Genomic DNA, 26,344 nt, shown 5'->3' on the forward strand with positions numbered 1-26,344 from the left:
ACGCGGTTCGAAGGCGATGTTCAGGTAGCGCGCAAGGTGTGTTGGGGAGTGACGCCGAACTTGCGCCGATACTCCGCGCTGAAGCGGCCCAGATGACCAAAGCCCCACTTCATCGCTACGCGGGCAACAGTCACGGCACCCTCAGACGACGCCGCCAGTTCTGCATGCGCACGGATCAGCCGGACTTCGCGCAGATACGTGAGCGGAGGAAGCCCGACGTGCCGCTTGAAGCTCTCTTGAAGAGCGCGGACACCGATACCAACCTCGCGAGCAAGATCGGTTGTCGTCCAACTCCGTTCGGGATGCTCCTCGATTAGGTCGAGAGCTGTCCTGAGTACTTTGGGCGGCGGCGCTGCGTGTTGGTCGGCGGCGAGCGCCATGGCCTGATAGTGAGGGTGGGCGAGTAGAAACCCATGCATGAGCAACTGTTCGAAATGTCGCCCGGTCATCGGATGTTGCACGATGCTCTCAGGGCGAGCGACCTCCCGATATAAGACCGATAGCAGCGCAAGCCACGCACGACTGCTGCCCGCCGTCAAATCCATGCTATGCGCGATACTCAGCGGCCTAACCGCAGGTCGTCCAAGCAAGCCCTCGAGTTCGTATTCCAGATCCGTGCGGCTGAACTTCACGCACAGCTGACCACAATCGGCGGCCCACTTGATGCCGGCAGGACGGCCTGGGAGGAAAACCGCCGCCTGCGTGGGCGTCGCTTGGGCCGTGGCTGAGCCGCACCACGAATCGGCGTGGCTGGTGAGGGGAACGTTGATGTGGTAATCATCGAGCGCAGTCGAATTGACGAGCTCGACATCTGCACCGTACCGAAGATAGCCAACGGTCACAGCACCGATTCGTGCGGCGCTGAGCCGCGCATTCAAACGCTGGCCTCGACGGGAGTAGCGGAGACGGTGCGGTGTGAAAATTTCCGAAGCGAGGTGCTCGGCCGCGCTCAACTGTTCGGTGCATACGGTCTCGCGTCGGCTGAAGTACGATCCTGCCATCTTCGGCCCATCCGCCATTGGTAACACCTCACTTTCTCGCTGCGGTAACCGCAGTTCGCCGACAGAATCTGTCGCTCCGTCGAACACCGACGCGGAAGGTCTGGCCTCCGACTCAGGGTCCTGCGTCACCCGACCGCATGCACACGAAACATTCTAGTGGATGAAGAACTCTGTTAAGCAGAGAGTGATTCTTGTAGACGCGTGTTGTCCTTTCTCCAGGCAGCAGGGTCACTGGCTGCCGCGTGCATCGTCCACCTCGATGGTGTGCTGGTCGGCGACCGCTCCGACCCCGATATTGCTGTTGTCGCCTGCCAGGGTGATGGGACCTCTGGTTTGCCATGAGCATGGGACCGGGTTGTTCCGGTTTCAGGCCGTGCGTTGATAGTGGCCGAAGGGGTGGTTGCCGGTCAATCCGACGAAGTCGGAGGGGCCGGCTTTCGTGTCCCTGGTTTCTGGCGTTGCCGGTAGGACTCGCCTTCGACGACGAGTTCGTAGGCTGCTGATTGCAGTCGGTCCATCGCCGATTGGGCCAGCAGCGGGTCGGCCATCATGGTCAGGATCTCGGGTGGTTCGCGGTTGCTAGTGATGACGGTCGAGGCGGCGCGGTGGCGTTCGACGATGATCTCGTAGAAGTCGGTGGTCTCGGTGGCCTCCAGGCGGTGCAGCGCCAGGTCGTCTATGATCAGTAGGTCGACGCGGTGCAGTTTGCGCATCTCGTCTTCGTAGCTGCCATCCAGTCGTGCCCCGCGTAGGCGTTTGAACAGTTTGTCGGCCCGTTCGGTGTGCACGCTGTGATGTTTGCGTACCGCGATGTGCCCTAAAGCGTTGGCCAGGAACGTCTTTCCCACTCCGACCGGTCCCATGACGAGCACGTTGTAGGCATCGGCGAGAAACCGCAGTGAGGTCAATTCGGCCCACAACTGTTGATCGAACGCCACCGCAGCGGAGTCGTCCCAGGCCTGCAGCTGCATCGCCGGGTCCAGGTGGGCGGCCTTGGCGCGACGGGCCGCGGATTCGCGGTCACGACGGGTGACCTCGTCGGCGAACAACAACTCCAGGAAGTCGTGATGGGGCAGCCGGTTGGTGCGGGCCAACGCCAGCCGTTCGGGCAGCGTGTCGAGCAACTGCCCGAGCTTGAGGCGACGCATCAGGGCTTTGAGGTCAGCGGAGACCTCGATCGGCTTGACCGCCGGTGCGGCATCGGGACGGGCGGGGCTCATGAGGGTCTCCGCACCGCGAAATCCGCGCCGTCACGGACGAACCGCGACGCCTGCGCCGGTGGTGTGGGCATCAGTGGCAGTTGTTCACCGCCGCCGCGGGTCACGATCCGCTCGATGAGCCCGACGTCGATGACCTCGGTGTCCAGGGCCCGGCGGCACGCGTCATCCACGGCGTCGGCGCCGTGACGGCGGACCAGCCCGAGCAGCCGGTAGACCTGACGCATCTTGGTCCACGGCAGCGGATGCTCCAACACAGCGGTGGCGTAGGCGCCGACATGGGTGCCGTGCGCAGCTGCCTTGCGCTGCAGGGCTTTCAGATCCCGCATGGCATAGACCGAGACCTCCGAGGGAGATCGGCCGGATCGGTGTGCCGGCGGCCCGGCGCCATCACCGGATGCACCTTGATCAGCTCACCACGCCAGTACAGCTTGACCGAGTGGGCATCAGCGCGGGCCTCGATGCGCTTGCCGACCAGCTCTCCGGGCACGCTGTAGAGCGCCTTGGCCACCTGCACGTGGCGGTCGGGTGCCACCTTCGGATGGGTCCAGACCGGAACGTCGAATACCGTCTCAGGCACGGGCTTGAGTGCGGGCAGTTCGTCGGCGGCGAACACCTCGGCCGGGCGCTGCCGGGTGGTGCCGTGGATCCGCAGCCCGGCGATCTGAGCGCACCACTGCTCGGCGCGGTTGCGGCAGTCGTCGAGATCCCGGAATGCTTCTCCGGCATAGAAATTCGACCGCACGTAGGTCACCATGCGTTCCACTCGCGGCTTATCGCGCGGGCTGCGGACCCGCGCCGGGTCGATGGCGAACCCACGCGACTGCGCATACTCACGGAAGGCATCGTTAAGCCGGGGCTCGGTCGCATGCGCGGTGGTGACGATGGCTTTCATGTTGTCCGGGATCACCACCGCGAACACTCCGCCGAAGAACACCCACGCGGCTTCGAACCCAGCGATCACATCACCCAGGGTCTGACGGTAGGTGGGCCAGACGAACATGTGCCGCGAATACACCGCGGTAAAGATCAATCCCTGCACGACTCGGCGCCGGCCGTCGGCGGCATCGGTGAGCATCCCGAGGCGCCCAAAGTCGACCTGCACCTCCGCACCCGGTTCGCAGTCGGCCACCGGCACCGTGGCTTGGCGGCGGCCGAAATCCAACTCGGTTGTGGCGTAACGATTCAACGTCCGATACGACACCACCACACCCCGGCGCCCCAACAGCGTATGGATCTTGGTCAGCGTCAACCCGTCTTTGAGCCAGGCCTTGATCTGCTCGTGCTCGGCGGCGATCGTCTCCCACGCCAAGCTCTTGCCGGCCGGCCGGTGTGGACGCACCCCGGCAATCACCGCCGCGATCAACTCATCAGTGAGCTGACCGTCTCCGCCATCGCGGTCCAGCCCACTGGCGCGGGCTCGGTCGACATACCTGCGCACGGTCTTGCGGTCGGTGCCCGATAACCGGGCCACCTCCCGCAACCCCAACCCCTGCAGCCACAGCCGCAGCATTTCCACGATTTCGATCACCGATACCTCCCGGTAGCTCATCAGGCCAATACAGCGGCCCAACAACCGGAAGAACCCACGCCACGCCGAGGTGGTCCCAGAACTGGCAAACCGCCAGCCAGATGGTCCCATCAATGGCAAACAGGTGGTCCCATGCTCATGGCAAAACCAGCTCTGAAGTGGTCCCATTCACCTGGCAGCCGACACTGTTGAAGGACGCTCTGGAGCTGTGTGAGCTGGCCGGCGTCAGCTCGACAGTTCCCGCGTGGCGTTGACTGGCGCGATCGCACCCCGGTGCAAGTGCCCTCCGGAGGGGATTCGCGCCTCTGGCGGGAACGCATCCGATACCCAGCTTGCGTGTGCAATAGCCTGCGCTCACAGATCACATCCCAGCGGAGATGGAGGAGCCAATCGGGCCTGACGGGTCTGCATACCTTGAGTGCCGCAAATGTATTACACGGTGGGGCACTGAAATAGTCACAACGATTTTGCTTCTCGTCGCGCCTTCCGTTCATGCAAGCCAGTAGGTTGAGCACTTCTGGCATCCATCCCATTCCTTGAAAGCTTGGAACCTTCTCGCGCTCTGAAGACATAGAGGGCGAGATCAAAATCGCTGGGAGAGACGGAAAAATGATGGCTTGTTCTCAGACACTTCGGCCACACTAGGCCAGCTGGCGATGTTGCGCTAAACGCTCTGCCAAAGCTCGCGATGACCAAGCGTTGCGGTAGTCGATAGCGAAGATATCGCCCGACACCGCACGGCGCACAATCGCCTTGGTGTCACATCGAAAGCGGAAGAGTTGGAGGTAAGTCAATATTCGCGAAAAAAGGAACGACACAGGCCGTTTCGGTGATCATCACCGACACAGATTGGCAATTCGATCTCTTAACTGCACGAGCTGTCATAGCTCCTCGACCTCGCCGTCGGACCAGATAACCGCTGTTCCGTAATCAGGGTGCGCGTAGATGTGAACCTTATACAGATGGTCTAGGTCATCCCACCAGACGCAAGACCCAGCGCCTACCATCCAGCGCTGCGCGACACGGCCATCAGAGAAGACGCACATTTCAAATTGCGCCTCGTCAGGCGGGTTGTAGTTGTCCTTCTCGAAGTCGTCCTTCACGTCTCTGGCGAGCCGGCGATAGACGACAGCCGTTCTCATAGGTCAACCTCTGACAATCCCATCACGTCGAGGAGTTATCGGCGGTCTTCTGGTGTGAGGCGATAGTGGCGACAGAAAACTTCTTGGCGTACTCCCTCGGCCTTCTTGATCGCCTCGTGCTCGTGAGAAGCAGAGACATAGTAGGCGGAAGGTCGCACCACGCAAGAGATCAGACGGCGCCGGGTGAGCGCCTGCGACAACGGGGGACGGTCGTTTGGGGGTGAACCTACCCGAGGAAGACGTTTCCGGTGTCATTGCGCGGACCCGGAAGCACGTACGGTGATCGCTGCCGACGGGCATTCGCGTGCTGCCGCGCGGACGTTGACCTCTAGATCAGCGGGAATGTCGCGCGCCAATAATTCCGCCTTCCCAGCCGCGTTGATAGCGAAGACACTTGGCGCGACGTCCACGCACAACTGGTAGCCGCAGCACCGACGTGGATCGACTTCCGCATGGATCACTTGTCCACTCCTCACTTAAGTGCACCCCTCCACCGCGATAGATCGAGCGGAGAACCAAGGCAAGCCGCCGCGCAGCACCTGCAGTTGTCATTACAGACGTCCTTTCGACGATTGGTGAAAGGGCGTCAAGTAGGAAAACGATCCCCTGCTCACTGACGTGCGCGAGGTCAATGGCCAGGACCGTACGGGTCCTCGAGAAACCGCGAAAGGCTTTCCTTGGTCTGCCATGACAGACTCTCAAGTTCCAACGGGTCGAGCTGAATTCGGAAGCCGAGGCGGGGGCTGGCAATCTCCAACCGCTCTCCATTGCGGGTAAAGATTTTGTCGACGGTGACGACGGCGAACTCGTTCGCGATGGTCGTCGCCGCACCCTGGTCGCCGGTCACGCCTGTACCTTTCTAGGTTTTAAGTAATGCACGCTCAACGTCACCCCGTTAGAAGAAGTTAGCCAGATTGTGGGTGCCGACAACGGCATGATCAAGCACTACCCGTCGGCTCGCTAATTGCAGGCCCATCTCACTGCGGCGGATGACATCGTGGCGCTCCGCAGAGATGAGGTCGTGCTGCGGACTGTCCCCCCTGTTGCGGAACACGAGAAGGTTGGAGCGGACATCGTATTCGTCCGTCCCTGCCCCGGGGCGTACCCGCACATTCGACACGTGGTGTCGGATCCGTGAGGGCGGATCTTCTGCCCATGCGTATTCGGTGTCCAGACGTAGCACCCGCAGCTGCAAGCCCGCGTAGTCGTCATCCCAGTGGGTCATGGTCGTCGAATTTCCGTCGCCGTTGGCGCGTTCTCTGCTCACGCGCACCGGGACGATGTAGTGGATATCTTCGGCGCACAGTTCTAGCCAGTCGTGAAACCGGCCGTCGTTTAGCAGCTCCGCCTCTTCGAACAGAAAGTTCTCCATCTCACAGCGGAGCAGAAGCTGTTGTTCGACCGTCGCTACCATGGCACACCATCCTTAATGACTTGGTTGATTGTGGTTGTGAGACAACCAGGTGCCTGATGCCTCATCAGGCGACCTCGTCTGCATTGGTCAGAGATTGCGCGCGTAGTTGGGGTTTGGGCTCGGTTTCGCTGGCGTCATCGCCCGAGTCGGTGAGTAACTCCAACAGGCGACCCCAGAATTCGCGTTGGTTACGCTCCGCGTACCCGCTGGACAGGGGACGACCGGGCCCCTTCCACGTGTCGTCGCTGGTCAGCACACCCATGCCCATCTCGAAGTTGAGTGTCTGGCTGCCTGCGAGAATGCCTTGCGTCCCCGCAGTGATGGAGCGCCAAGTCTCGGCGTCGTCCTGTTCGAACACACCGGAGATGCCGAACGTTCGTACGTAGGTCTCATACGACTGCTGTTTGAACTCTTCGTCGGCATCCTTCTCGACGAGAAACCACGACCAGACTTCCATCGTGTCGTGTGACAGTGGACGCCACAGCCGAAATGTCAACATCGGCACTGGCATTGACTTGTTGTCCTTACCGATGAGGACGTTGAGGAACGACAGGTTGGGAAAGATCGTGCCGTGAATGAAGGCCGAACGCTGAAGCATGTCTGCGTGGTCCTGATCGCCGTAAGCCGCGGCGAGTCCATCGACGATCTCGGGTGGATAGTTCATAAAGGGCGGCATCGGTTGCCCGGGCGGCACCCCGAGGACGCCGAGGCCGTGACCGTTGGAGAGACTGATATGCGCCGGCTGCGATGCGAATTTCGGATCGGGCGGAGCCAGACCGAGCTCGACCGCCGATCGGTGCGTCATCAACGTGTGGTAGGCGTCCCCGACAAAGTTGTCCGCGCCGAGCTTCCAGTTGGAGTCGATGATCCAACGCTGGGGCTCACCCCGCACCTCCAGTCCACCCTTGGACTTCTGGGTGATCAGGTCCAGATACCACGCCATATCGCCCAAATAATCAACGAGAGGTTCTGCCTTCTCGTCCAGGCAACCGAATATCATTCCGCGGTAGTTCTCGAGGCGCGGAACCTGGGTCAGACTCCACTCGTTCTTGTCCATCTCGACCCCATAGACCTCTTTTTGTGCGGGTACACCCGCAAGAGTTCCGGTATTGCGGTAGGTCCAGCCGTGATAGGGGCAGCGGAAGTGCGAAGTGTTGCCCATCTCCGTGCGGCACAGCATTGTTCCGCGGTGCCGACACGAATTCGCCATGGCGCGCACTTCCCCGTCTTCGCCGCGGACAACGATGATCGAACCGCCGCCCAGATATCGGACCACGTAGTCCCCTGCCTGGGGGATCTCCGTCTCGTGGGCCAGGAATTGCCAGCACCGGCCGAAGACTCGCTGAGCTTCGAGCTTGTGGAGTTCTGCGTTGGCGACCAGCCCGGCGGGCAGACGGCCCTTTGCAAGGCCTTCTTGGCCCGCCGCTACCAGTTGCTGAATGTCGTTCTTATCGACAATAGACATGTACTTCTCCTACGTTTCTTGGATTGGGCTGCGTAATGTTCTCTTGGACAGATGTTTTCGTGATTGCGGCGTTCACGGTGTGGCGGCTTCGAGTGCGCCTGGTGGTGTTTGGGCGACCATTTGGTGGCCCCAGACACTGGGGCGGTCGTACTGAGCGACTGTCCAGGTGTCGTCGTCGACGGTGGCCCCATCCCAGCCGTACTCGAGGTCAAACCCGCTCGGTGTGCGTACGTAGAACGACACCATCCGATCGTTGACATGGCGCCCCAAAGTCATGCTCAGCGGAATGTTGCGCGACATGCACAGGTCATAGGCGATGCCCACGTCATCAAAACTTCGCACCTCCACCATCACGTGGTGCAGTCCCCGCACACCCGGCATCGGGGTCAACGCGATGCTGTGATGGCGCGGGTTGCAATGGTAAAACCACAAATCGATGAAGGTGTAAATCTCATCGCTCTTCTTGAACCCCAGCACCCCCCGCAAGAACCGGTCGGCCTGCGCGAGGTCCGGCGTCGCCAGCACCACATGACCCAACCCCTGCGCACCGGTGACAAACCCCGACATCGCGCGTCCGGGCCGGAAGGAACCCGGCACCACCTTCTGACCGTAGAACAACTCATGACGCAACCCCGAAGGATCCGAAAGCGTCACAAAGCCCAACACCCCGCGGGCCGCGCAGTCCTCCTCGGTTCCCACCTCAAACCCAATGCCCCGCTTGTGCAGCAACTCCCCAGCAGCCTCAAGCGCATCCTCGCTGCCCACATCCCACCCCGCATACAACATCCGGTTGCGGTCCCCGTGATGAACGGCGATCCGGTGATCCGCGTCGTCGATCCGCAACAGGACCGACCCACTGGACGCCTCAACCGCCTCCATCCCCAAAACCTCCGGACCGAACGCCAACCACTCCTTCGCATCCGGAGACTCCACACCCACATAACCCAACGCTTTCACCAACATGTGTAAAACCTCCTATGTTGACCCGACATCGATGCGCATCGCGCCGGTGGCAAGTTCCAGCCCTCCGGACGGCTGGTTGAGGCCCCGCACGCCCAAGCCGCCGTCGCTGTTGATGACGACGCCGGTCACCGCTCGCGAGTTGTCTGCAGACGCGAGTAGCAGATACAGGCCGGCGTGATCGGCGGGCTGCTGCGCGTACTGCAATGGGTTTGTAGTACTCATCATGTCGGCGATGCCGGGCACCGATGACAACACGTTGTGACCCTGGCCGAGGTCCTCGATTCCACGCAGGCCCGTTACCGTGCCGCCTGGAGCGACGCCATTCACCCTGATCTTCGGCGCCAACTCGTAGGCCAGTTCACGCACTACGCCAACGACTGCGTGCTTGGAAGCGGTGTACAGCGGGCCGCCACCGGAGGCATAGAAGCCAGAGTTGGAGACGGTGAAGATCATGCTCGGGCCATCGCTTTTGAGGAGTTCAGGAACGGCGGCCCTGGCACCAAGGAGGTAGCCCTTGACATTGACCGCGAAGATCTCATCGAAGGCGCTGCTGAGGTCGGCTCCGTCGAAACCCACCAAGGGGGCAAAGTAATCGAAGATCCCAGCGTTGCCGACGAAGACGTCGAGCTTTCCGAACGCATCGACCGTTTCGCGCACCGCCGTGACGTTGTCTGCATACGACGTCACGTCACCTGTTACCGCGATGAGCCTGCCGTCGGCGTTGCCGATGGTAGCCAGGTCGCCTTCCGAGCGATCCAGGACGCCCACGCATGCGCCCTCGGCCAAGAAACGCTCGACCACGGCCAAACCGATTCCGGCTGCCCCGCCGGTCACCAGGGCGACTTGCCCGGTCAACCAACTCAAAACTATCGTCCCTCCGGTGATGCGCAATGCTCCTGTTGCTCTGCATCTGCCCACCAGCGTCCTCGCCGCTGAATGGGGGGTCTATCCGCGCAGCGCTGTCGAAGCTCCGATTCACGCGGGTCTCGATGCTCGGGCGAAGAGAGTGCAGGGGATGTCTACGCCAATGGTCCGATGGGATCGGAAGCCGCGTCCCAGACCACCCGCGGCAATGGACATGAGCGCGTGCCCGGATGTGCCTATGAGGACCTTTTCTCCGATGGGTGACACGACAAACCATGGGTTTCGAGGCGCGCCAACTCGTGACGCCACGCGATGGTCTCGTTGAAAGCGTTACCGAGATTAGGCAGCTCTGCTGCATCAGCGTCGGGTAAATCAGCCAGAGTGCCACCCGCAGAAGCGATCTGGAGCGACAAACGCGAGATCGTGTCGACGCTGATGGCCTGTAGTACGGCCCGCTCGACGGTTTCCGCAGCACTGGTGAGGCCGTGGGCCCGGAGAACGACCACCGGCCGGTCTGCCATAGCAGCAACCATTTCCTGGGCTAGTTGCCGATTGCGCACCAATACGCCTCGCCGATAGACCGGCACGCCAGCCGCGGCGAGCCGAAAACCGGGTATGTCAAACGCTCCGACGATCGGTCGGACAGCCAGACCGGCGAGATCGGCGGCGACTACCGCCTCGGGGTGCGCATGAACCACAGCATTGACATCGCGGCGGGTGCGGAGCACTTCGGTGTGCAGTGGCAATTCGTTCGGCGGCTGGTAACCGTCGTCGAGTTCTCCTTTGCCGCCCGCTGTACCGTCCAACGTGACCATCCGGATGTCCTCTGCGCTGGTGAACGCGAGCCCTCGCTCGCGCGGACCACGACATCGGATCAGCAGTCGATCTCGGTCGACGCGCAGGCTGATGTGGCCGAGGATGCCTGGCGCCAAGTCGCGCGCCGCCAGGACGCGACAGGCCAGCGCGATGGCGTGTCGTTCAGTGTCTAGCCCTGCGCCCGAAGGGGTGGAGTTCATCGCCAGCTCGGGGTTTCGGTGTCGACGCCGTCCTTGACGACGACAGCGAAGTCCGCGGATGCCTTACCCAAACTGCGATGGGCGGTGCTGGCAGCGCAAATGGCCATCCGGTTCGCCTCCTTGTCCGTTCCTATGGGCTTGGGCTGTTGAGGCCCCGAAGCAGAAGGGCATCGTTAACCACGAGCCATCACTTCCACGCAGTTAGGGGCTGCACCCATAGCCTTACTGTATAGCAGAAATTTTCTCTGTAAAACAGAGACTCTGGCTTCGGTGTGGGCCTATTGTCGCCGACAGTCCGCGCAGGCGGCGCAACAACGACATTGGGACACACACCCTTTCGCGAGCGAAGTCTCGGCCGCCCCACGGTTCTGCCGGTTGACTGGGCCAGAGGGTGGGCAGACATGCCCTCGTCCCAAGATCACGGCCACGACATCTTCCGTCGACCGTCGGGGTTCTCACTGCAAACGTCGAGTAGATCTGCGGATAACCCACACACCCGCCGAATCAAATTTCGCGTGCCTCACCTTCTACGCGCTAAACAGTGACTTCGCAGTTCGTCCAGGCGACGGCCATTCCCATCAGGGCGCGGGGAATGGGCTCATAGACGCTGGCCCATGGCGTGTTGCCGCCGACTGCGCCGACAGCACATATCCACGATCTCAGCTCGATGTTGCCAGAGTTGAGCAGGTCTTCGCTGGTCAGTTTGCTCAGCTCGTAGCCGTTTCCGGTAGCAAGGCACTTCAGGGTGCGGCGATCGAATTCGTCGTCGATTGAACCGTGAACGCGCGGCCCATCGTAGGCAGCCCACGGAAAGCCGGCAGTGAAGTGTGAAAGTCCACCGGACGCGTAAAGACCTATCCTCTCGTCTGCAGGGCGGCGTGACCGCACGGCGTCGGCAATCGCGCGGCCGAGCGCGAAGCACCGTTTAGGCGACAACGACGGCACGTGAACGGCATTGAGGAATACCAACACCACTGGGATTTGGTGGTCTCCAAGGATATTGGCCACAATCTCGCCATGGGCGTGTGAGTGCAAGGTGGTCTCACGGAAATCGACAACGGTGGCGACGTCGAACCCCGCCTCGACGGTGTGCTCACTCAAGTCCTTACTGAGCTCGGGCGAACTTTTCCAAAACCGCGCGTCTGGCAAGAAGCGGTCAGACACTGTGAACCCATCTCCTGTGTGGATGGCTATCTGGGGCAGTGCCGAACCGTCGAAGTTTTCGTTCTGGTCATCACCGATGATGATCAGGCAATCCAGTCGGTCTTGTCTGATGCTGTCACGCAGCCTTTGAAGCCCGTTCTCGATGTGCGCGTAACGCGCCGCAGCGTCGTCGAATGGTTCTTCGTCTTTCCTCAGGCGAGGTGGGGTCTTACCGCGTCGCAATGTGTAGCTTTGCCTGTTCTTTATGCGGAAGCCTTCCCACCTGGGAGGCGGGATGAAAGTGAAGGCATGGGACGACGCGTAACCGGCTACAATCTCACCCACGATTTCTCCTCATCTGAAGTCACAGCGATACCTGGTGGGAGAGAACGACTTCGCGATCTTCGTAGGCCGACTGCAGGATGGCGAAACATATTTCTAGCGTCGCGCGCCCCCAGCGACCGTCGTGCTGAACAGGGCGGTCCTCAGTGATCGCCCGATGTAGTTCAGCCAACTCTGCGGCCCTGCCCCGCATGGTGCGCGCGACCGGTAGCTCCTGCAATCCGTTCTGCCCGTACACCACCAGCCCGTCGGGCGACTGCCTGATCGCGCCGCGTTCGCAGGACACCACGGTCAGGCCGAAGTAGGGATGGTGGATGATCTCTCCGGGGGCGGAGTAACCCCACAGCTCCTGTGACTCTTCGGTCGTCGTCGCAGCACCGTAGCGGCCCTGTTCCTTCTGAGCTTCCAGTGCGACTTCAAGTTGGTCAGGGTTCTGACTGAGCGCAGCGAAGTTGTTGGCTACTCGCTGGTTGGCTTGGGGGCTGCGTCGGCCGCCGTCTTCTGCCACCCACGAGTGCAACTCCGCGACGTCGAAGAAAGCTCGCGCGTCATAGACGAGCGTGGCGGAAGCTCCTGATTTGAATCCGAGATGACAGGTGTATCCCCCGACGCATTCCCGGACGTCGTCCCATATTGTCGACGCACGCACTGTTCTGGCCAAACCGCCGACTATTTGCCGCACGATATCGACCTGGTGGGGCCCCTGGTTGAGAACGGGCCCGCTGGTCGAGCGCAATTCCGAAGTCGGCCACGGTCGCCGGTTGAAGTCGTTGAAATTCCAGGTGTTGACCATGAGCAACTCGCCGAGTTCGCCACTGGCTACAAGTTCGGCCATCGCTCGCACCGGCGCGTCAAAGCTGTGTGTGTGGCCGGCCATCAGCTGCACGCCCGCTGCCTGGGCCGCCTCGACCATTGCAGTGCAATCGTCGATCGACATGGCCAACGGCTTTTCGACGATCATGTGTTTTCCGTGACGTGCGGCCATTAGCGCATGCTCCCGATGCAGCTCGGGAGGGGTGGCGATGTAGACGACGTCCACGCTTGGATCGGCACACAGTTGCTCTGCGTTCGTGTAGGTCTGGCCGGAGAACTCGGTGGCGAAGCGGGCGAGCGAGTGTGATCGGGTATCGGCTGCCGCCACAACCCGATACGGCAGCGTCGACATGTCTGGGTACTGTTGGAAGATTCGGGCGACTGCCTGACCGATTCCGAGAAATCCTAGGCCGAGCTCGCGTGACGCGACATCTGTCATGTGCGACCTATCTGAGAGCTAGTGAACGACTGGGCATTAGAAGAAGATCGAAATCGCTCGTGGAAGAACGCTATGAGCCAGGGTGATGTCCCGGGCGGCCAGCAGCAGGCCCGAGTCTTCGTCTCGGCGTAGAACGTCTTGTCGCTTGCCGATGAAGAAGCTCTCGTGGCGTTCGTGGCGTACGAGAAACACCATGACGCTGGATCGGACGCTCAGCTCTTGATCGGATACATCGGTGACCAGGATGTCGCTGACTATGCGCTGAGTGATCGTGCGTGGAGTTTCCCCGGGGGCGAGCCCAGTAGCCAGCCGGGCAATTCTCAGCTTCAGCGATTCGTAGTCGTCGTTGAACAACAGAAACGGCGGTAGGCCGTCATCATCGTCGACCGGATGCGTGCTGGACTCTGGGAATGGCATCGTGTATCTGACATCCGGCGCCAATAAGCCCAGCCACTCGTCCAGCCGCCCATCATCGAGAAGCATGGTCTCCCGCGCATAGAATTCGTTTATTCGCAGCCGCAGTTCCACGTCCAACTGGCTGGTCTCCATGGCTAGGCCGGCTCCGTCATAGTTCGGTGCCAGTGCCGATAGAACTCGCGCTGGTAGGCTTCGCTGATCTGCGGCCTGACATTGCCGGGTAACTCCGCAACCAGCGACTCCATTGGTTCGACGTCCTCGCCGAGTGAGTAGTTGAACGGCACATCCCGGGCGACTCCGGTGTCAAGGGCGTCAGACAATCGTTCGAAGTTTTCGTGATCATCGGGCGTCACGAGACCGGCCGCCGATTGCCGCTGACTCAAGACGAAGACCATGCGTTCCTTGACAGCACGGGGCGCGGAGCTTTCCACCAGACACCACTCCCAAACCTCGGTCAACCGCGGTCCCCGAGGCTGCCACATGATGAATCCCCGACCGTAAAAGGCCGTGCCCATGCCAATCATGCTGAAGTTTGGGAAGATATTGGCTACGTGAAAGCTGTAGGGCTGCACGGGGGATGTCGCCAACCGCTCGTCTTGCAGGCGCTGCCGTTCGGTTAGCCAGTCGACTGCTTCGGTACCCAGCGTTTCGGCTTGGGCGAGATCGTCCTGATAGAAATTCTTACCGACTGCCAGTTGCAGCAACCCATGGGGCGCGCAGCCGTCGAGAACCACGCTGTAGTGCTGCCCCTCGTCTATCGAAAAGTTGATGCGGGCAGTCTGCCCAGCTTTCGACAGTGCGGAAACCGATCCGTGAGTGGCAGCGAAGTGATACTGGTCGCCGCCGAAGTTCTCGGCCAACAACTTCCAGTTGACGGGCATGAGGTAGCGGTGCAGGCCGGGAACGACCTGCAGGCCGTTGGGGTCACAGTCGAGTAGAAAGTTGTCGAGGTACCACAGCAGGCCCTCCCCCAGATATTCTTCCAGCGGCGGCGCCGACTGATCCCAGCAAGCAAAGATAAGTCCTTTGTAGGTAGCTACCCGGGGGGAGACGAGGCCCATGCTGGCCTTATCGAACTGCGGCCCGTAGGCGCTCTCGGCTAGCGGAACACTGCGAAGCCGTCCGGCAGTGTCGTAACTCCAGCCGTGATAGCTGCAGTGAAAGATGTTCGTCTTGCCCTTGTCGAACTGACAGACTTTATTGCCCCGGTGCCGACATTTGTTCAGCAGCACACGAACACGAGATTCCTTGTCCCGGCATACGATCACGGCGTCGTCGGCCATATAGGTTGTGCGGAAGTCACCGGGCTTGGGGATCATGGACTCGTGGCCGACGAATAGCCACGACCGCTTGAAGATGGAGTCGAGTTCCCGCTGGTACACCGCCTCGTCGTAGAAGGCCGAGGAGTCTATCGGCAGCGCCGGGCCGGTTTTGGAACCGATTGTCTCCATCAACGTTGCCCTCTGGACTCGCGATCACCTTGAAGATAGTTGGTGAGGATTTGGTTGAACTCTTCCGGCCGTTCCCACTGCGGCCAATGGCCACAATCCTCCATCAATGCGAATTCAGCACCGGGAATTAGCTCGGCTGCCCGCCGTCCGAATTCCACCGTCGCCGAGGGATTGTGACTCGTCCACAGCACGAGCGTGGGCCTGGTCAAGCTGGTCAATCGCTCAGCCGTGAGATTGTCCTCAGCAGTCGCCGCTGAGGGCGGCGCCGTCGCGTTCGTCAGTGCCGACCGCGATTCTTCGCTCTGGTAAAGCGCCCACCGCAGCGCCACCAGTTCATCGGTCAGGTCGCGGTCAGGGTGGTGGAAAAGCCACGCCATCCTCTCCCGCACATTCGCCGGACTCGGGTCAGCCAGGAATTGCCGGGTGACCCGGGCAAGCTCTGCGCGCCCGGCAGCGGTGCGAGCCTCGGCATCGGCGCCGACCTCTAGCGTCAACCGCGCGCCGCACACGTAGATCAACCGGTCGACACGGTCGGGATGTTCCAACGCAGTCCACGCCGCGATCCAACCTCCTAACGACTCGCCCACCAGGTGGGCTCGGTCGATGCCTTCCTGGTCCATGTATCCGAGTAGGTGACTGACATAGTCCTTACGGTTCGGGGCGACCTCACAACCACTGGTGAGACCGTGACCCAACAGGTCCAGCGCATGCACTCGGAAATGACGCGACAGCGCCGTCACGTTGCGGGCGAAGGCTTCGGCGTGACCGCCTCCCCCGTGCATGAGAATGAGGTCCGGACCTTCCCCTGCCTGAATTGTCCTGGTTCGGACGCCGTCGACATCTACGAAGCGTGTTTCCGCTCCAAGCAAGCTCACACAAATTGAAGCGTCTTTGAGCAACCTTCGACGTCCCCTCAGCCAGTACAGTACCCAGTTTTTATCATACTTCCCGAATATCTGCAAGGTAGAAATTTAGGCTCCTGTGTAAATGGACTCTCGAAGGGGAGACGATGCCCACGTCAAGCGGGCGCAGCGGTGCGGCTGCCGACGCAAACTGTCGACCATCACATCGACACAGTTCTTCGCTGCGGTCGTGCAGCGTCGTATCAATAATTCTTTCTGTGCCGCAATGTCATTCGCACCTCGCGACAAACCCTGAACGCCACGCGGACTGCCACGTTTCACCAAGGTCGGACGCAACCTAGCCGACGAGCGAACGTTCTTCTCGGGAGTACTCACTACCTGAGTGCACCCGATAGACCCCTCAGTTGGAGCCGTGGATGCCAAGCGAGGACCGGTGAGTGGACGTCAGCACCGTAGCGGCGTCGACCGTCCTATAGCCGGGGACCGATCAGGAGGTGCGCTGGCCACTCGGGTAGTTCTCCAAGCAATCTATTAGTTCGTTCAGTCGTGCAAGCAGCTGCTGCCTGTGTCGCGGGTTGATACCGGCAAAGAGTCTCTGCAGAAAGTCGTAATGACCGGGCAGAAACTCGGTCATGAACTGATCGCCCTTCTTCGATATCGCGACCACAACCGAGCGCCGATCGCGGGGATTCACCTTGCGTGTGACAAAACCTGCCTTGGTCAGCGTGTCCACCACGCTCGTCAGGCTGGCTTGGCGTACAGAAATAGAATCGGCCAGTGCGCCCATCGTCATCGGCCCGTCGGCGCGCTTCAGGACGGTCAGAACGTTGAACTGGCTCATCGAGAGGTCTACCGGCGTCAACTCATCGACGGCTACCCGACCGAAGGCGGTCACAGCACGGTAGAGCGCAAGCGGGAGCGCCAACGAAGAGGGGTCGTGATCGGGTCCGGCTTCGCGGGTCTTGGCCGCGACCTGTTCGGCCATCGTCAACTTCTCGGTACTCATGAAGTCCCTTGCAACGTTGATCAGCGGTTTGGCAGACATCTCCACCGGGTGGTGATCATACCGGCAAATGGTCGGTGGTCTTTCTTTCCGCTCACCGATATTCGGCCCGTTTACAATTCAGTTAGCTATACAGCGTGACGGGGGTCGCACTCAAGACGTAGGGGTTCACTTCGGAGGCATCGACCGGATTCGTTGAAGAAGTTCTGTGCTTTCGGGGTAGGCACGGTCGCGAAACTCCGAGGCCGCAACACTTTGGAAGAAGTCCACGACGGGCTCAAGCGTCCTGCTGCGGATACCGGCGTTCGTCGCCATTCGTTCCGCGAGCGCGGTGTCTTTCGTAATGGTGCTAGCGGGGGCGCGGTTCCTAACTGACTCGGTGTCGTGGCGGAAGTACGCCGCCGCCGTAGTGAGACCCGAGTCCCCCCCGCTGCACTCCGCGATCGCGTCGGCTACCTCGCCGGCATTCAATCCCATCGCCTCAGCGATTAAGAGGGCTTCCGCCGAAGCGAGGTACCAGCTGTACTTGACGTGCTGGTTGAGAAGCTTGGTGGCATATCCCGCACCTCGATGGCCGCAGTACACCAAGGTGCGCGAGACGGCGGCGAGGACATCGGCATCAGGGCCGAGCACCCCGCTTGGCCCTCCGACCAGAACGGTCATGTTCGGCGCCTTTCGGCTGACGGGGCAATCGACAAAACGCCTCCCAGCCGCGTCGTAGGCCTGCCCGATGATTGCTGCGACCTCGGGATTACAGGTCGACATATCCAGCAGGGCGGCCCCGTCGGCAAGGCCGGCCAGGACACCTCGCTCCGACCCGAGCGCCACCTCCAGCACCTGACTCGGCCCCGGGAGGAACGTCAAAACGACATCACATGCGCCGGCCAACTCACGCGCGTCCGCAGCAGCCTCGGCGCCTAGCTCGACAATTGGGCGTAATACGTCGGGGCGAATGTCGAAACAGACTACGTAATGGTCCGTCGCAAGAAGTGACGCCGCCAGCGCGGAACCCATGCCGCCCAAACCGATCACGCCGACCCGCCTCATGACACCGACCACCGAATGTCAGGCCGTAAATCGACTACCGACACCGTCGGCGAATGCCGGCATCTGCGGCCTGGTGGCTCAACAGACGGCTATCCCAACGCCGGATCGGCGAATCGGACACTGTTTCGCTTGGCCGCCTCAATGAGGGCCTTCACGTCACCCGGGCCGTTCGACGTTTCGTCCACGTCTGAAAAGAAATCCAGCGCGCCGCCCGGGCAAGACGAAGTCGTGATCCACCGGGCGCCGTCAGAGAGAACGCGATAGGCGTGCACGACGCCAGCCGGCACTCGAATCGCCTCACCCACCTGCAGGGTCGCTTCTTCGCCACCGCGGCTTACCCACAGTTCGCCCTCCAGCACGACATAGCTTTCATCCCAGGGATGTTGGTGCGGCGGTGGGCCAGATGATTGCGGAGCGCGCACATCGAACATCTGGTACCCGTCGCCGACGAGAAGCGGGCGCATTTCCTCTGTCATCACACGCAGGGCGGTCACGTCATCGGCACGCCGCTTCGGTTGGAGCGAAGTAGACAATCCAGCTGCCCCCTCATCGGTCGCGGCCCATCGAATATGTTTAGAGAAGACTATATTTTGCCGTGCTGAAGGTCAAGGGTTCAAGGACATGGTCCGGCTTCATAGAATGATCGACAGGTTCTTAGCGAGTAAGACCGTTTGGTCGAGGAGTAGCCGGCGACGGCACAGTTGCCAGTCACCGGCGACGCGGCGCAACCGGTCCTTGCGCCGGCCGACCAGCAAATCAGTCTCATCGGCGACCCGGTTTCGATACACCAGGAACCGGCAACTCACATCGACTTCCGCGCCGTCTACTCCTTCAATACGCACGTTGGTAACCAGGTGTGACACTCGCGAGACGGGTTCCTCGGCCCAGTGCAGTCCAGTCATCAGCTGCTCCACCCGCAAAGCGACGGTCTCCTTTTTCTCGTCGAACCAGCAGATGTCGTGACCTTCCTGAGTCTGCTCCAGCTGCGCGAGGTCGTCGTAGGCGACGTTCGCCCGCAGTGGAACGGAGTACTCGTAGTCGTCGGTGAGCAGACCGAGCCATTCGGAGTAACGTCGTTCGTCGAGCAGGTCGGCTTCCCGATTGAGGAAATCGGCGATTTCGGCCTGAAGCAGCAACTTCTCTACCGCATCCTGCCTCGTGGAAATTTCACCGCCCGTTGCACTCACGACCGTGCGGCTCTCTCGTCGGATTTGGCAAGTTCGATGAGTTGAGGCCATGAGAGGTTGTCGGTGAACTCGGCCCATCGCCGGTAAAAGGCGCGTGCATTCACCTCGCCAGCGATGGGGTGGTGAGAATGCACAGCCTGGTCGAGCGCACTGGGAGTTTCCATATCGAGACCCTGCTGATAGTTGTAGGGATAGCGCCGGGCTATCACGCCCTGGCTGGCCTGCGTCGCGTAATTCCAGTTCTCCATATCGTCTTGCTCCGTCATCCCTCCAGGACCCGAGTAGCGCATGTAATAGCGGCGCAGCCAGTCGCGTACATCATCGGGTGCGTTCTTGTCGATGAGGTACCACCGCCACACTTCGGTTTCGGTGGGGCTGATCGGGTGTGACACCAGGATCGTCCGCGGAAAACCGGCGGAGAACGACATATTGGGGAACATCGTCGCTGGGCCACGACCACCGAGCTGTCTGCCCTGCGCCTCTAACCGCTCTTTACGGAGTGCCCAGGCCTGGGAGAAGTACTCACTCAAGGCCGGTTCTTCGGCGAACTCAGGATAGGCGATCTCATACGCCAGGTTGTCCGATGCACCGTGGCCCGTACGAAACGACGTCTTCACTCGGCCCTTCGAAAAACCACCCTGATCCTGTCGTTCACCGTGACGCCGGGAGTTTCTGCCGCCCGGGCCGATACCCACCTGTTCAACTGAGGCGTGAGTCGTCGCCCCGTGATAGGTATCGCCCAGAAAGTTTTCTGAAACGAACTTCCAATTCGATCTGATGCGCCACTTCTGCACTCCACGGAACACCTCGGTCGCGCCCTCGGTGCCATCGAAAGCATCAGCCAGGTTGTCCAGCCAATAGTGAAAGTCGCCGACATACTCGTCGAAATCCGGGGCGGCGGGGTCCCAGCACGCGAAGATCAGGCCCTTGAAGTTGTGCACCTTGGCAGCCCTGACAAGTCCCCAACTCGCTTTGTCAAGGCCATTGCCGTAGGCCATGCCCTGCTGCGGCACACCGTGCAAATCCCCTGGAGTGGACACCAGCGAACCGTCCATCGAGTACGACCAGCCATGGTAGGGGCAGGTGAACTGCAGCGTACGGCCCTCGTCATAGCGACACACCGCCATACCCCGATGTCGGCACGAGTTGAGGAGGACATTCACATCACCTTGAGCGTCACGGGTCAACAGCACCGGATCCGAACCCATCCTCGACGAGAAGAACTGGCCCGGCGCAGACACCTGCGAGGCATGGCCCACAAACAACCAGGCTCGCGGAAACAAATACTCCAACTCACGGTTGAAAATCGAAGCATCGATGAAGATTTCGCGACTGATCTCCCCGCGATCGACATCGACGAGACTACGAGCGGTTTGATCTGAACCGCCTGAAGTAATCATTCTTAACGTCATCGCTACCTTTCCTTTGCTGTAATGCCCGAACCACCCCCGAGACAGCCGTAACTCAGATCACCACAAACCGTCACCGCGTCTGCCAGGCGTCGAGCTCACGTCGTACCTCGTCGAGTGGAGCCAGACCCCGGTCGGCCTGCAAGCAGCAGAACTCATGTCGGTTGAAACGCAAGTACATTCGGGAACCAACTCGTCTCAACCATGGTCGACGCACTCACCCGCTGGTACTTGCACGTTCACGGCCGTCTCACTCACACCGTTGCGAGACGTAGAGCCGAGACGGGACAACTGCGAATTGCCGTGACGATCCTTGCCTCAGCGCTCTCGGTTACCGTGTCATCAAGAATGACAACGGTTCCCGCATCACCGATGTCGAAGACGTCGGCCGCTGCAACGACACAGTTCGCGTAGCCTTGGCAGACCTCCACGTCCGCCTTGATGACACTCATTGGACCCCTTCTTGTCCTACAAACTTCTGATCAGCTTTGCTTTTTGCCATCGAGGGCGATGGCGGCAATCCCTTGCACCGCTTGCCGATCCCCGGCGAAGATACCGAATTCGAGATCTACGGTTTCTGCGCCAGCCTGGGCATGCTTGCCAGTCACCGTCCATCGCGCCTGCACGACGTCGCCCGGGTGAACTGAGGCACTCATCTTGAACGGACCCAGATGCACCAACCTGCCGCGAAGGCCCATCCAGCGACGAAGCCCGGTCTCGAAAAGAGTTTCCAGGCCACGAGTATTGAAGATGATGTCGGCAAGCCCCGCGGCATGAGCGGCCGCGGCGCTGTGGTGTATCCCGGAAAACATGCGATCCGCGGCAATGTTCATCACAATGCGCTGGTAGGTCAGGGCCAGAGCCGGTCCGCGCACTTGCGCACCGACCGTAACGTCGTCGAACTGAAGTGGCGTGTTCCAGTCGACACTGGTATCGGCATCGTCCACTGAGCGCGTGCGGGGACCTCGGTCGCCCTGCTGGGCGCGGGCCGAAGTGCCGGGCTCAGGCCTGGAGGCGTCGTCTGGGTCGTAGTTGAAGACGGTATTTCGGTTGAGCGCTACCACTTCTCCCGAAACCTTCACGTACTCCGACTCGTATTGCAGGAAGACTCCGGTACCCACCCGGGTGCGCTTCTGCTCTACCGAGATGATCGTCGTAGTCCCCTGCAACCTGTCCCCCAAGTACAGCGGTGTGTGGTATTGCCACTCGCTGCTGACGTTGACCGATCGGCTGAACGGCAGAGCCAGCGTGTCGGTGATGTTGCCCGTCATCTCCTGCCCGTCGACCAGATAGGGACTGGGCTGTCCGGGTGCCCAATACGGCGGCAGCCCCCAAAGCGGGGTCATCGTCACCGGGGCCACGACGCCGAGGTAGCCGTGCGCCTTCGCTGCCGCCTCGTCGTCATGCAGTGGGCAGGAAAAGGTGAAAACCTCCAGTTTGCGGCGGATGTCGTTCTGCGTCACCGAGTCGGCTCCTCGAAAGTGGATCTTCTCACCGACACGATCGCGTAACTCGTCAGCGGCGGCCATTGCCCCGCACTTCCGCAGCGGACAGCCGAAATGCCGGCAGCACAACATCATCGGCGACGTGCACGTAGACAACCTCGACGGCCGCATCAACCAGCATCGCCGTCCGGTCGGCAACTAGGTCCACTATCCGTGCCACCATCCGCACACCCTCATCCATTTCGACAACGGCGCACACGAACGGGACGGCCTCGTCGAACCCGGGATGCAGCGCGCGGTGAATAACCGTGTAGCTGAATACCACTCCCCTGCCCGACGACCTCTGCCAAGACCAGGAGTTACTGCCGCAGCCAGCACACGTCAGGCGAGGAACGTGACGCCAACGGCCGCACCTTGAACACCGCTGAAACGACAGCTCCTGACGTCGGCAATGCTCATAGAACTCCGCCGTAAGACCTTCCAGGGATGGCAACAGCGGTGCTGCGACATCCGTTTCCGTTCGCCTCACATCGGGCCCCTTGTGAAGCGGCCAGTCACAACGCCGTCACCGACGCAATATGGCGAGAGCACCTGAACCCCATCCGCCGCCCATACCGGTCACTACGGCCAACTCCGCGTCGTGGACCTGGCGCTCCGCTAAGCCCCCGCGCAGTTGCCGCACCGCCTCGACCAGATTGTTCATCCCTTGCACGTGCGCTTCGGAAAGCAAACCGCCATTGAGATTCGTCGGCAACAGGCCGTCCGCGGCGATACACCCGTCGAGTACAAAATCCGCTGCTTCGCCCGGCTTGCAGAATCCGGCCGCTTCGATCTGCCGCAACACGTTGACAGTGAAACTGTCGTAAACCTCGAGCAGATCGATATCAGACGGGGCGACACCGGCGTCGGCAAACGCGCGCGGCGCCGCCTCGGCGAGCCCGATCTCCAATGGATCGGCCCTGTTGGCGAATTCGTCGACGGGAAATGGGCGACCTTCCGCCACGCTCATCACAAACACCGGCCGGTGCGGGCCGTCAGCCGCACATTCGGCCCCTGATACCACCACCGCCGCTGCGCCGTCGGTCTCCAAACTGCAATCGAACAAACACAACGGCGAACTGATCGGTGGAGCGTCGAGGTAGTCCTGCATCGTCAACTCACGGCCGCACATCACCGCATTCGAGTTGAGCTGCGCGTTAGCACGAAACGCAACTGCCACCGCCCCCATCGCTTCAGGCGGCACGTCATACTTGCGGACGTAGCGGTCGGCCACGAGCGCATACTGGTGCACCGCCGACACCGCGCCCTGTGGCGCGTAATAATCCCGGACAACCTTGCCTATCGCCATGTCCGCGCTCGATGCCATCCCGCGGGCACGCGGACCTGAGTACCCACACCAGCCCGCGGGAATGAGGACATGGCGAGCGACGCCCGACCAAACCGCCATCGCCGCAGTTGCCAGACCCGCCACACTTGCCGCGCCTCCGGTATGGGAAGTCACCGCGTAACGAACATTCGTCAGGCCAAGATTCGCGATGAAATCTTCGGCCGTGCCACCGTTGATCGGGCAGATGAGGCCATCGATCTCGCCAGCCGACAGCCCGGCATCCACGATCGCGGCATGGGCCGCTTCAAGCTGCAGGCCAAGGTCCGTTGCCGACTCAGTGGCATCACGACGGTAGACCGTATGACCAACGCCGACGATGCAAGCCTTGTCCCGCAGCGAATTCAATGCCCGGGAACCTCTCCGTCAACGTCGACCGCCCCGACGACGCCACTCGATACCAGCGCCTCGTACTCCGAGTCGGCCAAGCCGAGCCACTCAGTCAGCACCTCTTGGCCGTGGATCCCGAGACGGGGCCCGGTGCTGCGCACGGATCCGGGAAAGTTCGTCAACCTCGGCACCACCCCGGTGACGCGGACCGGACCCAATTCCTGGTCAGCGACCTCGACCAGGCTCTCGCGAGCCGCGAACGTGGGACTGGAGAACATCTCTGCCGGCGTGAAGATCCGCGCAGCCACGACACCCGCGCTCGCGCAGGCCTTTTCGACAATATCGGAGCTGTTTTCGGCGAACCACTGGCGAACCATCTCGCCGAGCTCCTCGCGGTGCAACATCTGCAGTTCCTGTGTCGCGTACTTCGGATCGTTGCGCAGAGTCGTGCCGCCCAGCAGTTCGAGCAGGCTCTGTACTGACCGGACGGTGCCGGTCGCCACGGTGTACCACACCCCATCGCAACTGAGATAAGTATCTGACACCGGTGACGGGCTGACCTGAAACTGGTTGCCCTGACGCTCGGCAACATAGTTCAACTGGTCGTAGAGGATTACCTGCCAGTCGATACCACGAAACAGTGACTCGTAGAGAGCCAGGTCGATACATTCCCCATCGAAGCGATTCCCGATCGCTTCACGTTTGAAGAGTGCTCCGGCAACAGCGAACGCACCCATGATTCCTGTCGTTACATCGCCCAGGGAGAAACCGAAATGCGTCGGTGGTCGGTCAGGGTGCCCGGTGATGTGTACCGCTCCGCTCATGGCCTCGCCGACCCGTCCGTATCCCGGCTTTGCGCTCTCCGGGCCGATCTGGCCATACCCAGAAATCCGCAACATGATCAGCCGCGGGTTCGCTGCGTGCAGTTCCTCCCATCCCAGTCCCCAACGCTCGAGCGTTCCCGGGCGGAAGTTTTCGATCACCACGTCGGCGCGTTCGACCATTTTGCGCACCAGCGCTTGCCCCTCGGGGAGACGCAGATCGATAGCGACGCTTGACTTGTTCCGCGCCGCGGACTTCCACCAAAGGTGCACTCCGTCTTTCCTCGGACCGGACCCGCGCAACATGTCGCCTGAGCCGGGGTCTTCGATCTTGATGACCTGTGCTCCGAAGTCGCCGATCAGCGACGCAGCGAAAGGCGCCGCGATCACGTGCCCCAGCTCGAGGACGGTCAGACCGTCGAACAGGCTCTCCATATTGGCAGACACTTAACTCCTTTGGTGCGGCGGCGTGACATCTACTGCGTGCGATACCGGTCGCAGCTATGCCGATGGGTCGATCAGTATCTTTACGTGTGCATCGCGGTTGACGCGCAATTCCTCGAAGCCCTGACTGATCACGGCATCCAACGGGATCTCGTCGGTGATGAGTTCACCGAGGCTGATCGCCCCCGTAGCTAGTAAGTCAAGAATCGCCGGGACCTGCCTTTGCGCTTCGTAACAAAATGAGAAGCCAATATCTGCTTCGCGCATGATGCTTCGATTGATGTCGATACCAGCCGGAGCCTCCCAAATCGCCACGACCATCAATCGACCGCGGGGGCGCAGCACGCCCAACGCCGCATCAAGCGCGGGTTGTACGCCGGCAGCGTCGAAGGAGATGTCGACGCCGTTTCCGTTCGTCAACGTCCGAACCACCTCAACTGCATCCTCAGCCAGAGGATCGATTACGCGCGTAGCCCCGACCCGGTGAGCCGCAACGCGGCGCGTCGCCGAAACCTCACTGACGATGACCTGAGTCGCACCTTGGGCAAGTGAGAACTGCACCAGGGCGAGGCCGATCGGGCCAGCGCCGGCGATGAAGACGGTCCCACCCGCTGCCAACCCGCTACGGCGGACAGCGTGGTACGCCGACGCGATCGGTTCAACGACGGCAGCCTCGGCGAGACTGATCTCATCCGGGATGCGAAACAACGCCTTCGTCGGCAACGACGCGTAGCGGGCAAGTGCTCCGTTGACAGCGAAGCCGATGAAACCGACTGTTCCGCAGAGTGCTTCAGCGCCCTGTTTGCAGAAGCCGCATTCACCGCAGCCGAAAACGCCGACGCCGCAGACTCGGTCACCTTCGGTGAACTCGCGCACGCCGGGCCCCACGCCGACCACCGTCCCGGAATATTCGTGGCCAATGACGACCCCTGGCGCAGCATGCATCGGACCGGCGATATACTCATGCAGGTCTGTGCCGCAGATCCCCGCTCGGGCCACCTCGATGACCACTTCGCCCGCACGTGGACTCGGGTCGGGAAGCTCTTCAATCCGCACGTCTTCGCGGCCGTGATAAATAGCTGCGCGCACCTACCGGCCTACCTTAAGGACAGACCCAAATTCGCTCGGCCACAACGTTCGTGGGCCGGAGTTTCGGCGGAGGCGCCGCCGTAATGATGTCAAGCTCACCGGCA

Annotated in this window: 26 protein-coding genes and 2 pseudogenes; all 28 read right to left on the bottom strand. The window is 61.3% G+C overall.

Going from position 1 to position 26,344, the window contains the following annotated elements; translation table 11 throughout:
• Positions 1-20 precede the first annotated feature (20 nt).
• On the bottom strand, positions 21-1,019 hold the full coding sequence (locus K3G64_RS00690; protein ID WP_238884745.1) for an AraC family transcriptional regulator: 999 nt from the start codon (positions 1,017-1,019) through the stop codon (positions 21-23).
• Between the two features lie 389 nt (positions 1,020-1,408).
• Positions 1,409-2,221: an ATP-binding protein gene (locus tag K3G64_RS00695; protein WP_083044876.1), complete on the bottom strand. Its 813-nt coding sequence runs from the start codon at positions 2,219-2,221 to the stop codon at positions 1,409-1,411.
• Positions 2,218-3,770: pseudogene (gene istA / locus K3G64_RS00700) on the bottom strand (IS21 family transposase). Before istA ends, K3G64_RS00695 begins: the two are co-directional and overlap by 4 nt.
• 860 nt (positions 3,771-4,630) lie before the next feature.
• Positions 4,631-4,891: a hypothetical protein gene (locus tag K3G64_RS00705; protein WP_238884746.1), complete on the bottom strand. Its 261-nt coding sequence runs from the start codon at positions 4,889-4,891 to the stop codon at positions 4,631-4,633.
• Between the two features lie 251 nt (positions 4,892-5,142).
• Complete coding sequence (locus tag K3G64_RS00710) at positions 5,143-5,367, bottom strand: ferredoxin (RefSeq protein WP_370646912.1); 225 nt, start codon at positions 5,365-5,367, stop codon at positions 5,143-5,145.
• Positions 5,368-5,519: 152 nt separating this feature from the next.
• A complete protein-coding gene (locus K3G64_RS00715; protein ID WP_238884747.1) occupies positions 5,520-5,738 on the bottom strand; it encodes a dihydrodiol dehydrogenase in 219 nt (72 codons plus the stop codon).
• Positions 5,739-5,786: 48 nt separating this feature from the next.
• Positions 5,787-6,305, bottom strand: a complete 519-nt coding sequence (locus tag K3G64_RS00720; protein ID WP_238884748.1) for an aromatic-ring-hydroxylating dioxygenase subunit beta — start codon at positions 6,303-6,305, stop codon at positions 5,787-5,789.
• A 64-nt stretch (positions 6,306-6,369) separates the two neighbouring features.
• Entirely contained in the window at positions 6,370-7,770 is a 1,401-nt protein-coding gene (locus K3G64_RS00725; RefSeq protein WP_238884749.1) for a Rieske 2Fe-2S domain-containing protein, read from the bottom strand.
• Between the two features lie 72 nt (positions 7,771-7,842).
• On the bottom strand, positions 7,843-8,733 hold the full coding sequence (locus K3G64_RS00730; protein ID WP_370646913.1) for a VOC family protein: 891 nt from the start codon (positions 8,731-8,733) through the stop codon (positions 7,843-7,845).
• A gap of 12 nt (positions 8,734-8,745) precedes the next feature.
• A complete protein-coding gene (hcaB, locus tag K3G64_RS00735; RefSeq protein ID WP_238884891.1) occupies positions 8,746-9,597 on the bottom strand; it encodes a 3-(cis-5,6-dihydroxycyclohexa-1,3-dien-1-yl)propanoate dehydrogenase in 852 nt (283 codons plus the stop codon).
• A 236-nt stretch (positions 9,598-9,833) separates the two neighbouring features.
• Positions 9,834-10,613, bottom strand: coding sequence for a class II aldolase/adducin family protein (locus K3G64_RS00740; RefSeq protein WP_238884752.1), 780 nt, complete (start codon positions 10,611-10,613; stop codon positions 9,834-9,836).
• 534 nt (positions 10,614-11,147) lie between these two features.
• Entirely contained in the window at positions 11,148-12,101 is a 954-nt protein-coding gene (locus K3G64_RS00745; protein WP_069416773.1) for an extradiol ring-cleavage dioxygenase, read from the bottom strand.
• A gap of 19 nt (positions 12,102-12,120) precedes the next feature.
• Positions 12,121-13,263: a Gfo/Idh/MocA family protein gene (locus K3G64_RS00750; protein WP_238884753.1), complete on the bottom strand. Its 1,143-nt coding sequence runs from the start codon at positions 13,261-13,263 to the stop codon at positions 12,121-12,123.
• A gap of 123 nt (positions 13,264-13,386) precedes the next feature.
• Positions 13,387-13,899, bottom strand: a complete 513-nt coding sequence (locus tag K3G64_RS00755) for an aromatic-ring-hydroxylating dioxygenase subunit beta (RefSeq protein ID WP_096312488.1) — start codon at positions 13,897-13,899, stop codon at positions 13,387-13,389.
• Between the two features lie 2 nt (positions 13,900-13,901).
• On the bottom strand, positions 13,902-15,218 hold the full coding sequence (locus tag K3G64_RS00760; RefSeq protein WP_238884754.1) for an aromatic ring-hydroxylating oxygenase subunit alpha: 1,317 nt from the start codon (positions 15,216-15,218) through the stop codon (positions 13,902-13,904).
• The gene (locus tag K3G64_RS00765) at positions 15,218-16,117 is read right to left on the bottom strand and encodes an alpha/beta fold hydrolase (protein ID WP_370646924.1); all 900 of its coding nucleotides are present in this window, start codon (positions 16,115-16,117) and stop codon (positions 15,218-15,220) included. Before K3G64_RS00765 ends, K3G64_RS00760 begins: the two co-directional genes overlap by 1 nt.
• 451 nt (positions 16,118-16,568) lie before the next feature.
• The gene (locus K3G64_RS00770) at positions 16,569-17,087 is read right to left on the bottom strand and encodes a MarR family winged helix-turn-helix transcriptional regulator (RefSeq protein ID WP_036348802.1); all 519 of its coding nucleotides are present in this window, start codon (positions 17,085-17,087) and stop codon (positions 16,569-16,571) included.
• A gap of 165 nt (positions 17,088-17,252) precedes the next feature.
• The gene (locus K3G64_RS00775) at positions 17,253-18,131 is read right to left on the bottom strand and encodes an NAD(P)-dependent oxidoreductase (RefSeq protein WP_370646915.1); all 879 of its coding nucleotides are present in this window, start codon (positions 18,129-18,131) and stop codon (positions 17,253-17,255) included.
• An 89-nt stretch (positions 18,132-18,220) separates the two neighbouring features.
• Positions 18,221-18,664, bottom strand: a complete 444-nt coding sequence (locus K3G64_RS00780; protein ID WP_011559081.1) for a cupin domain-containing protein — start codon at positions 18,662-18,664, stop codon at positions 18,221-18,223.
• A gap of 99 nt (positions 18,665-18,763) precedes the next feature.
• Complete coding sequence (locus tag K3G64_RS00785; protein ID WP_094286155.1) at positions 18,764-19,318, bottom strand: 3-phenylpropionate/cinnamic acid dioxygenase subunit beta; 555 nt, start codon at positions 19,316-19,318, stop codon at positions 18,764-18,766.
• Entirely contained in the window at positions 19,315-20,730 is a 1,416-nt protein-coding gene (locus tag K3G64_RS00790; protein WP_083043724.1) for an aromatic ring-hydroxylating oxygenase subunit alpha, read from the bottom strand. Before K3G64_RS00790 ends, K3G64_RS00785 begins: the two co-directional genes overlap by 4 nt.
• Before the next feature lie 251 nt (positions 20,731-20,981).
• Positions 20,982-21,179 carry a ferredoxin gene (locus K3G64_RS00795; RefSeq protein ID WP_238884757.1) on the bottom strand — a complete coding sequence of 66 codons (198 nt, stop codon included), beginning with the start codon at positions 21,177-21,179 and terminating at the stop codon, positions 20,982-20,984.
• A gap of 30 nt (positions 21,180-21,209) precedes the next feature.
• Positions 21,210-22,190 (bottom strand): FAS1-like dehydratase domain-containing protein, encoded by a 981-nt coding sequence (locus K3G64_RS00800; protein ID WP_238884759.1) that lies wholly within the window; start codon positions 22,188-22,190, stop codon positions 21,210-21,212.
• A 52-nt stretch (positions 22,191-22,242) separates the two neighbouring features.
• Positions 22,243-22,497, bottom strand: a complete 255-nt coding sequence (locus tag K3G64_RS00805) for a Zn-ribbon domain-containing OB-fold protein (RefSeq protein ID WP_234794338.1) — start codon at positions 22,495-22,497, stop codon at positions 22,243-22,245.
• Between the two features lie 81 nt (positions 22,498-22,578).
• Positions 22,579-22,701 (bottom strand): annotated as a pseudogene (locus tag K3G64_RS25600) (Zn-ribbon domain-containing OB-fold protein); the annotation flags it as partial.
• Between the two features lie 36 nt (positions 22,702-22,737).
• A complete protein-coding gene (locus K3G64_RS00810; RefSeq protein WP_238884760.1) occupies positions 22,738-23,904 on the bottom strand; it encodes a thiolase C-terminal domain-containing protein in 1,167 nt (388 codons plus the stop codon).
• Positions 23,901-25,154, bottom strand: a complete 1,254-nt coding sequence (locus K3G64_RS00815; protein WP_238884761.1) for a CaiB/BaiF CoA transferase family protein — start codon at positions 25,152-25,154, stop codon at positions 23,901-23,903. Before K3G64_RS00815 ends, K3G64_RS00810 begins: the two co-directional genes overlap by 4 nt.
• A 54-nt stretch (positions 25,155-25,208) precedes the next feature.
• On the bottom strand, positions 25,209-26,240 hold the full coding sequence (locus K3G64_RS00820; RefSeq protein WP_238884762.1) for a 2,3-butanediol dehydrogenase: 1,032 nt from the start codon (positions 26,238-26,240) through the stop codon (positions 25,209-25,211).
• Positions 26,241-26,344 lie beyond the last annotated feature (104 nt).

This window comes from Mycobacterium sp. IDR2000157661 (assembly GCF_022317005.1).
In the GTDB taxonomy this organism is placed as follows: domain Bacteria; phylum Actinomycetota; class Actinomycetes; order Mycobacteriales; family Mycobacteriaceae; genus Mycobacterium.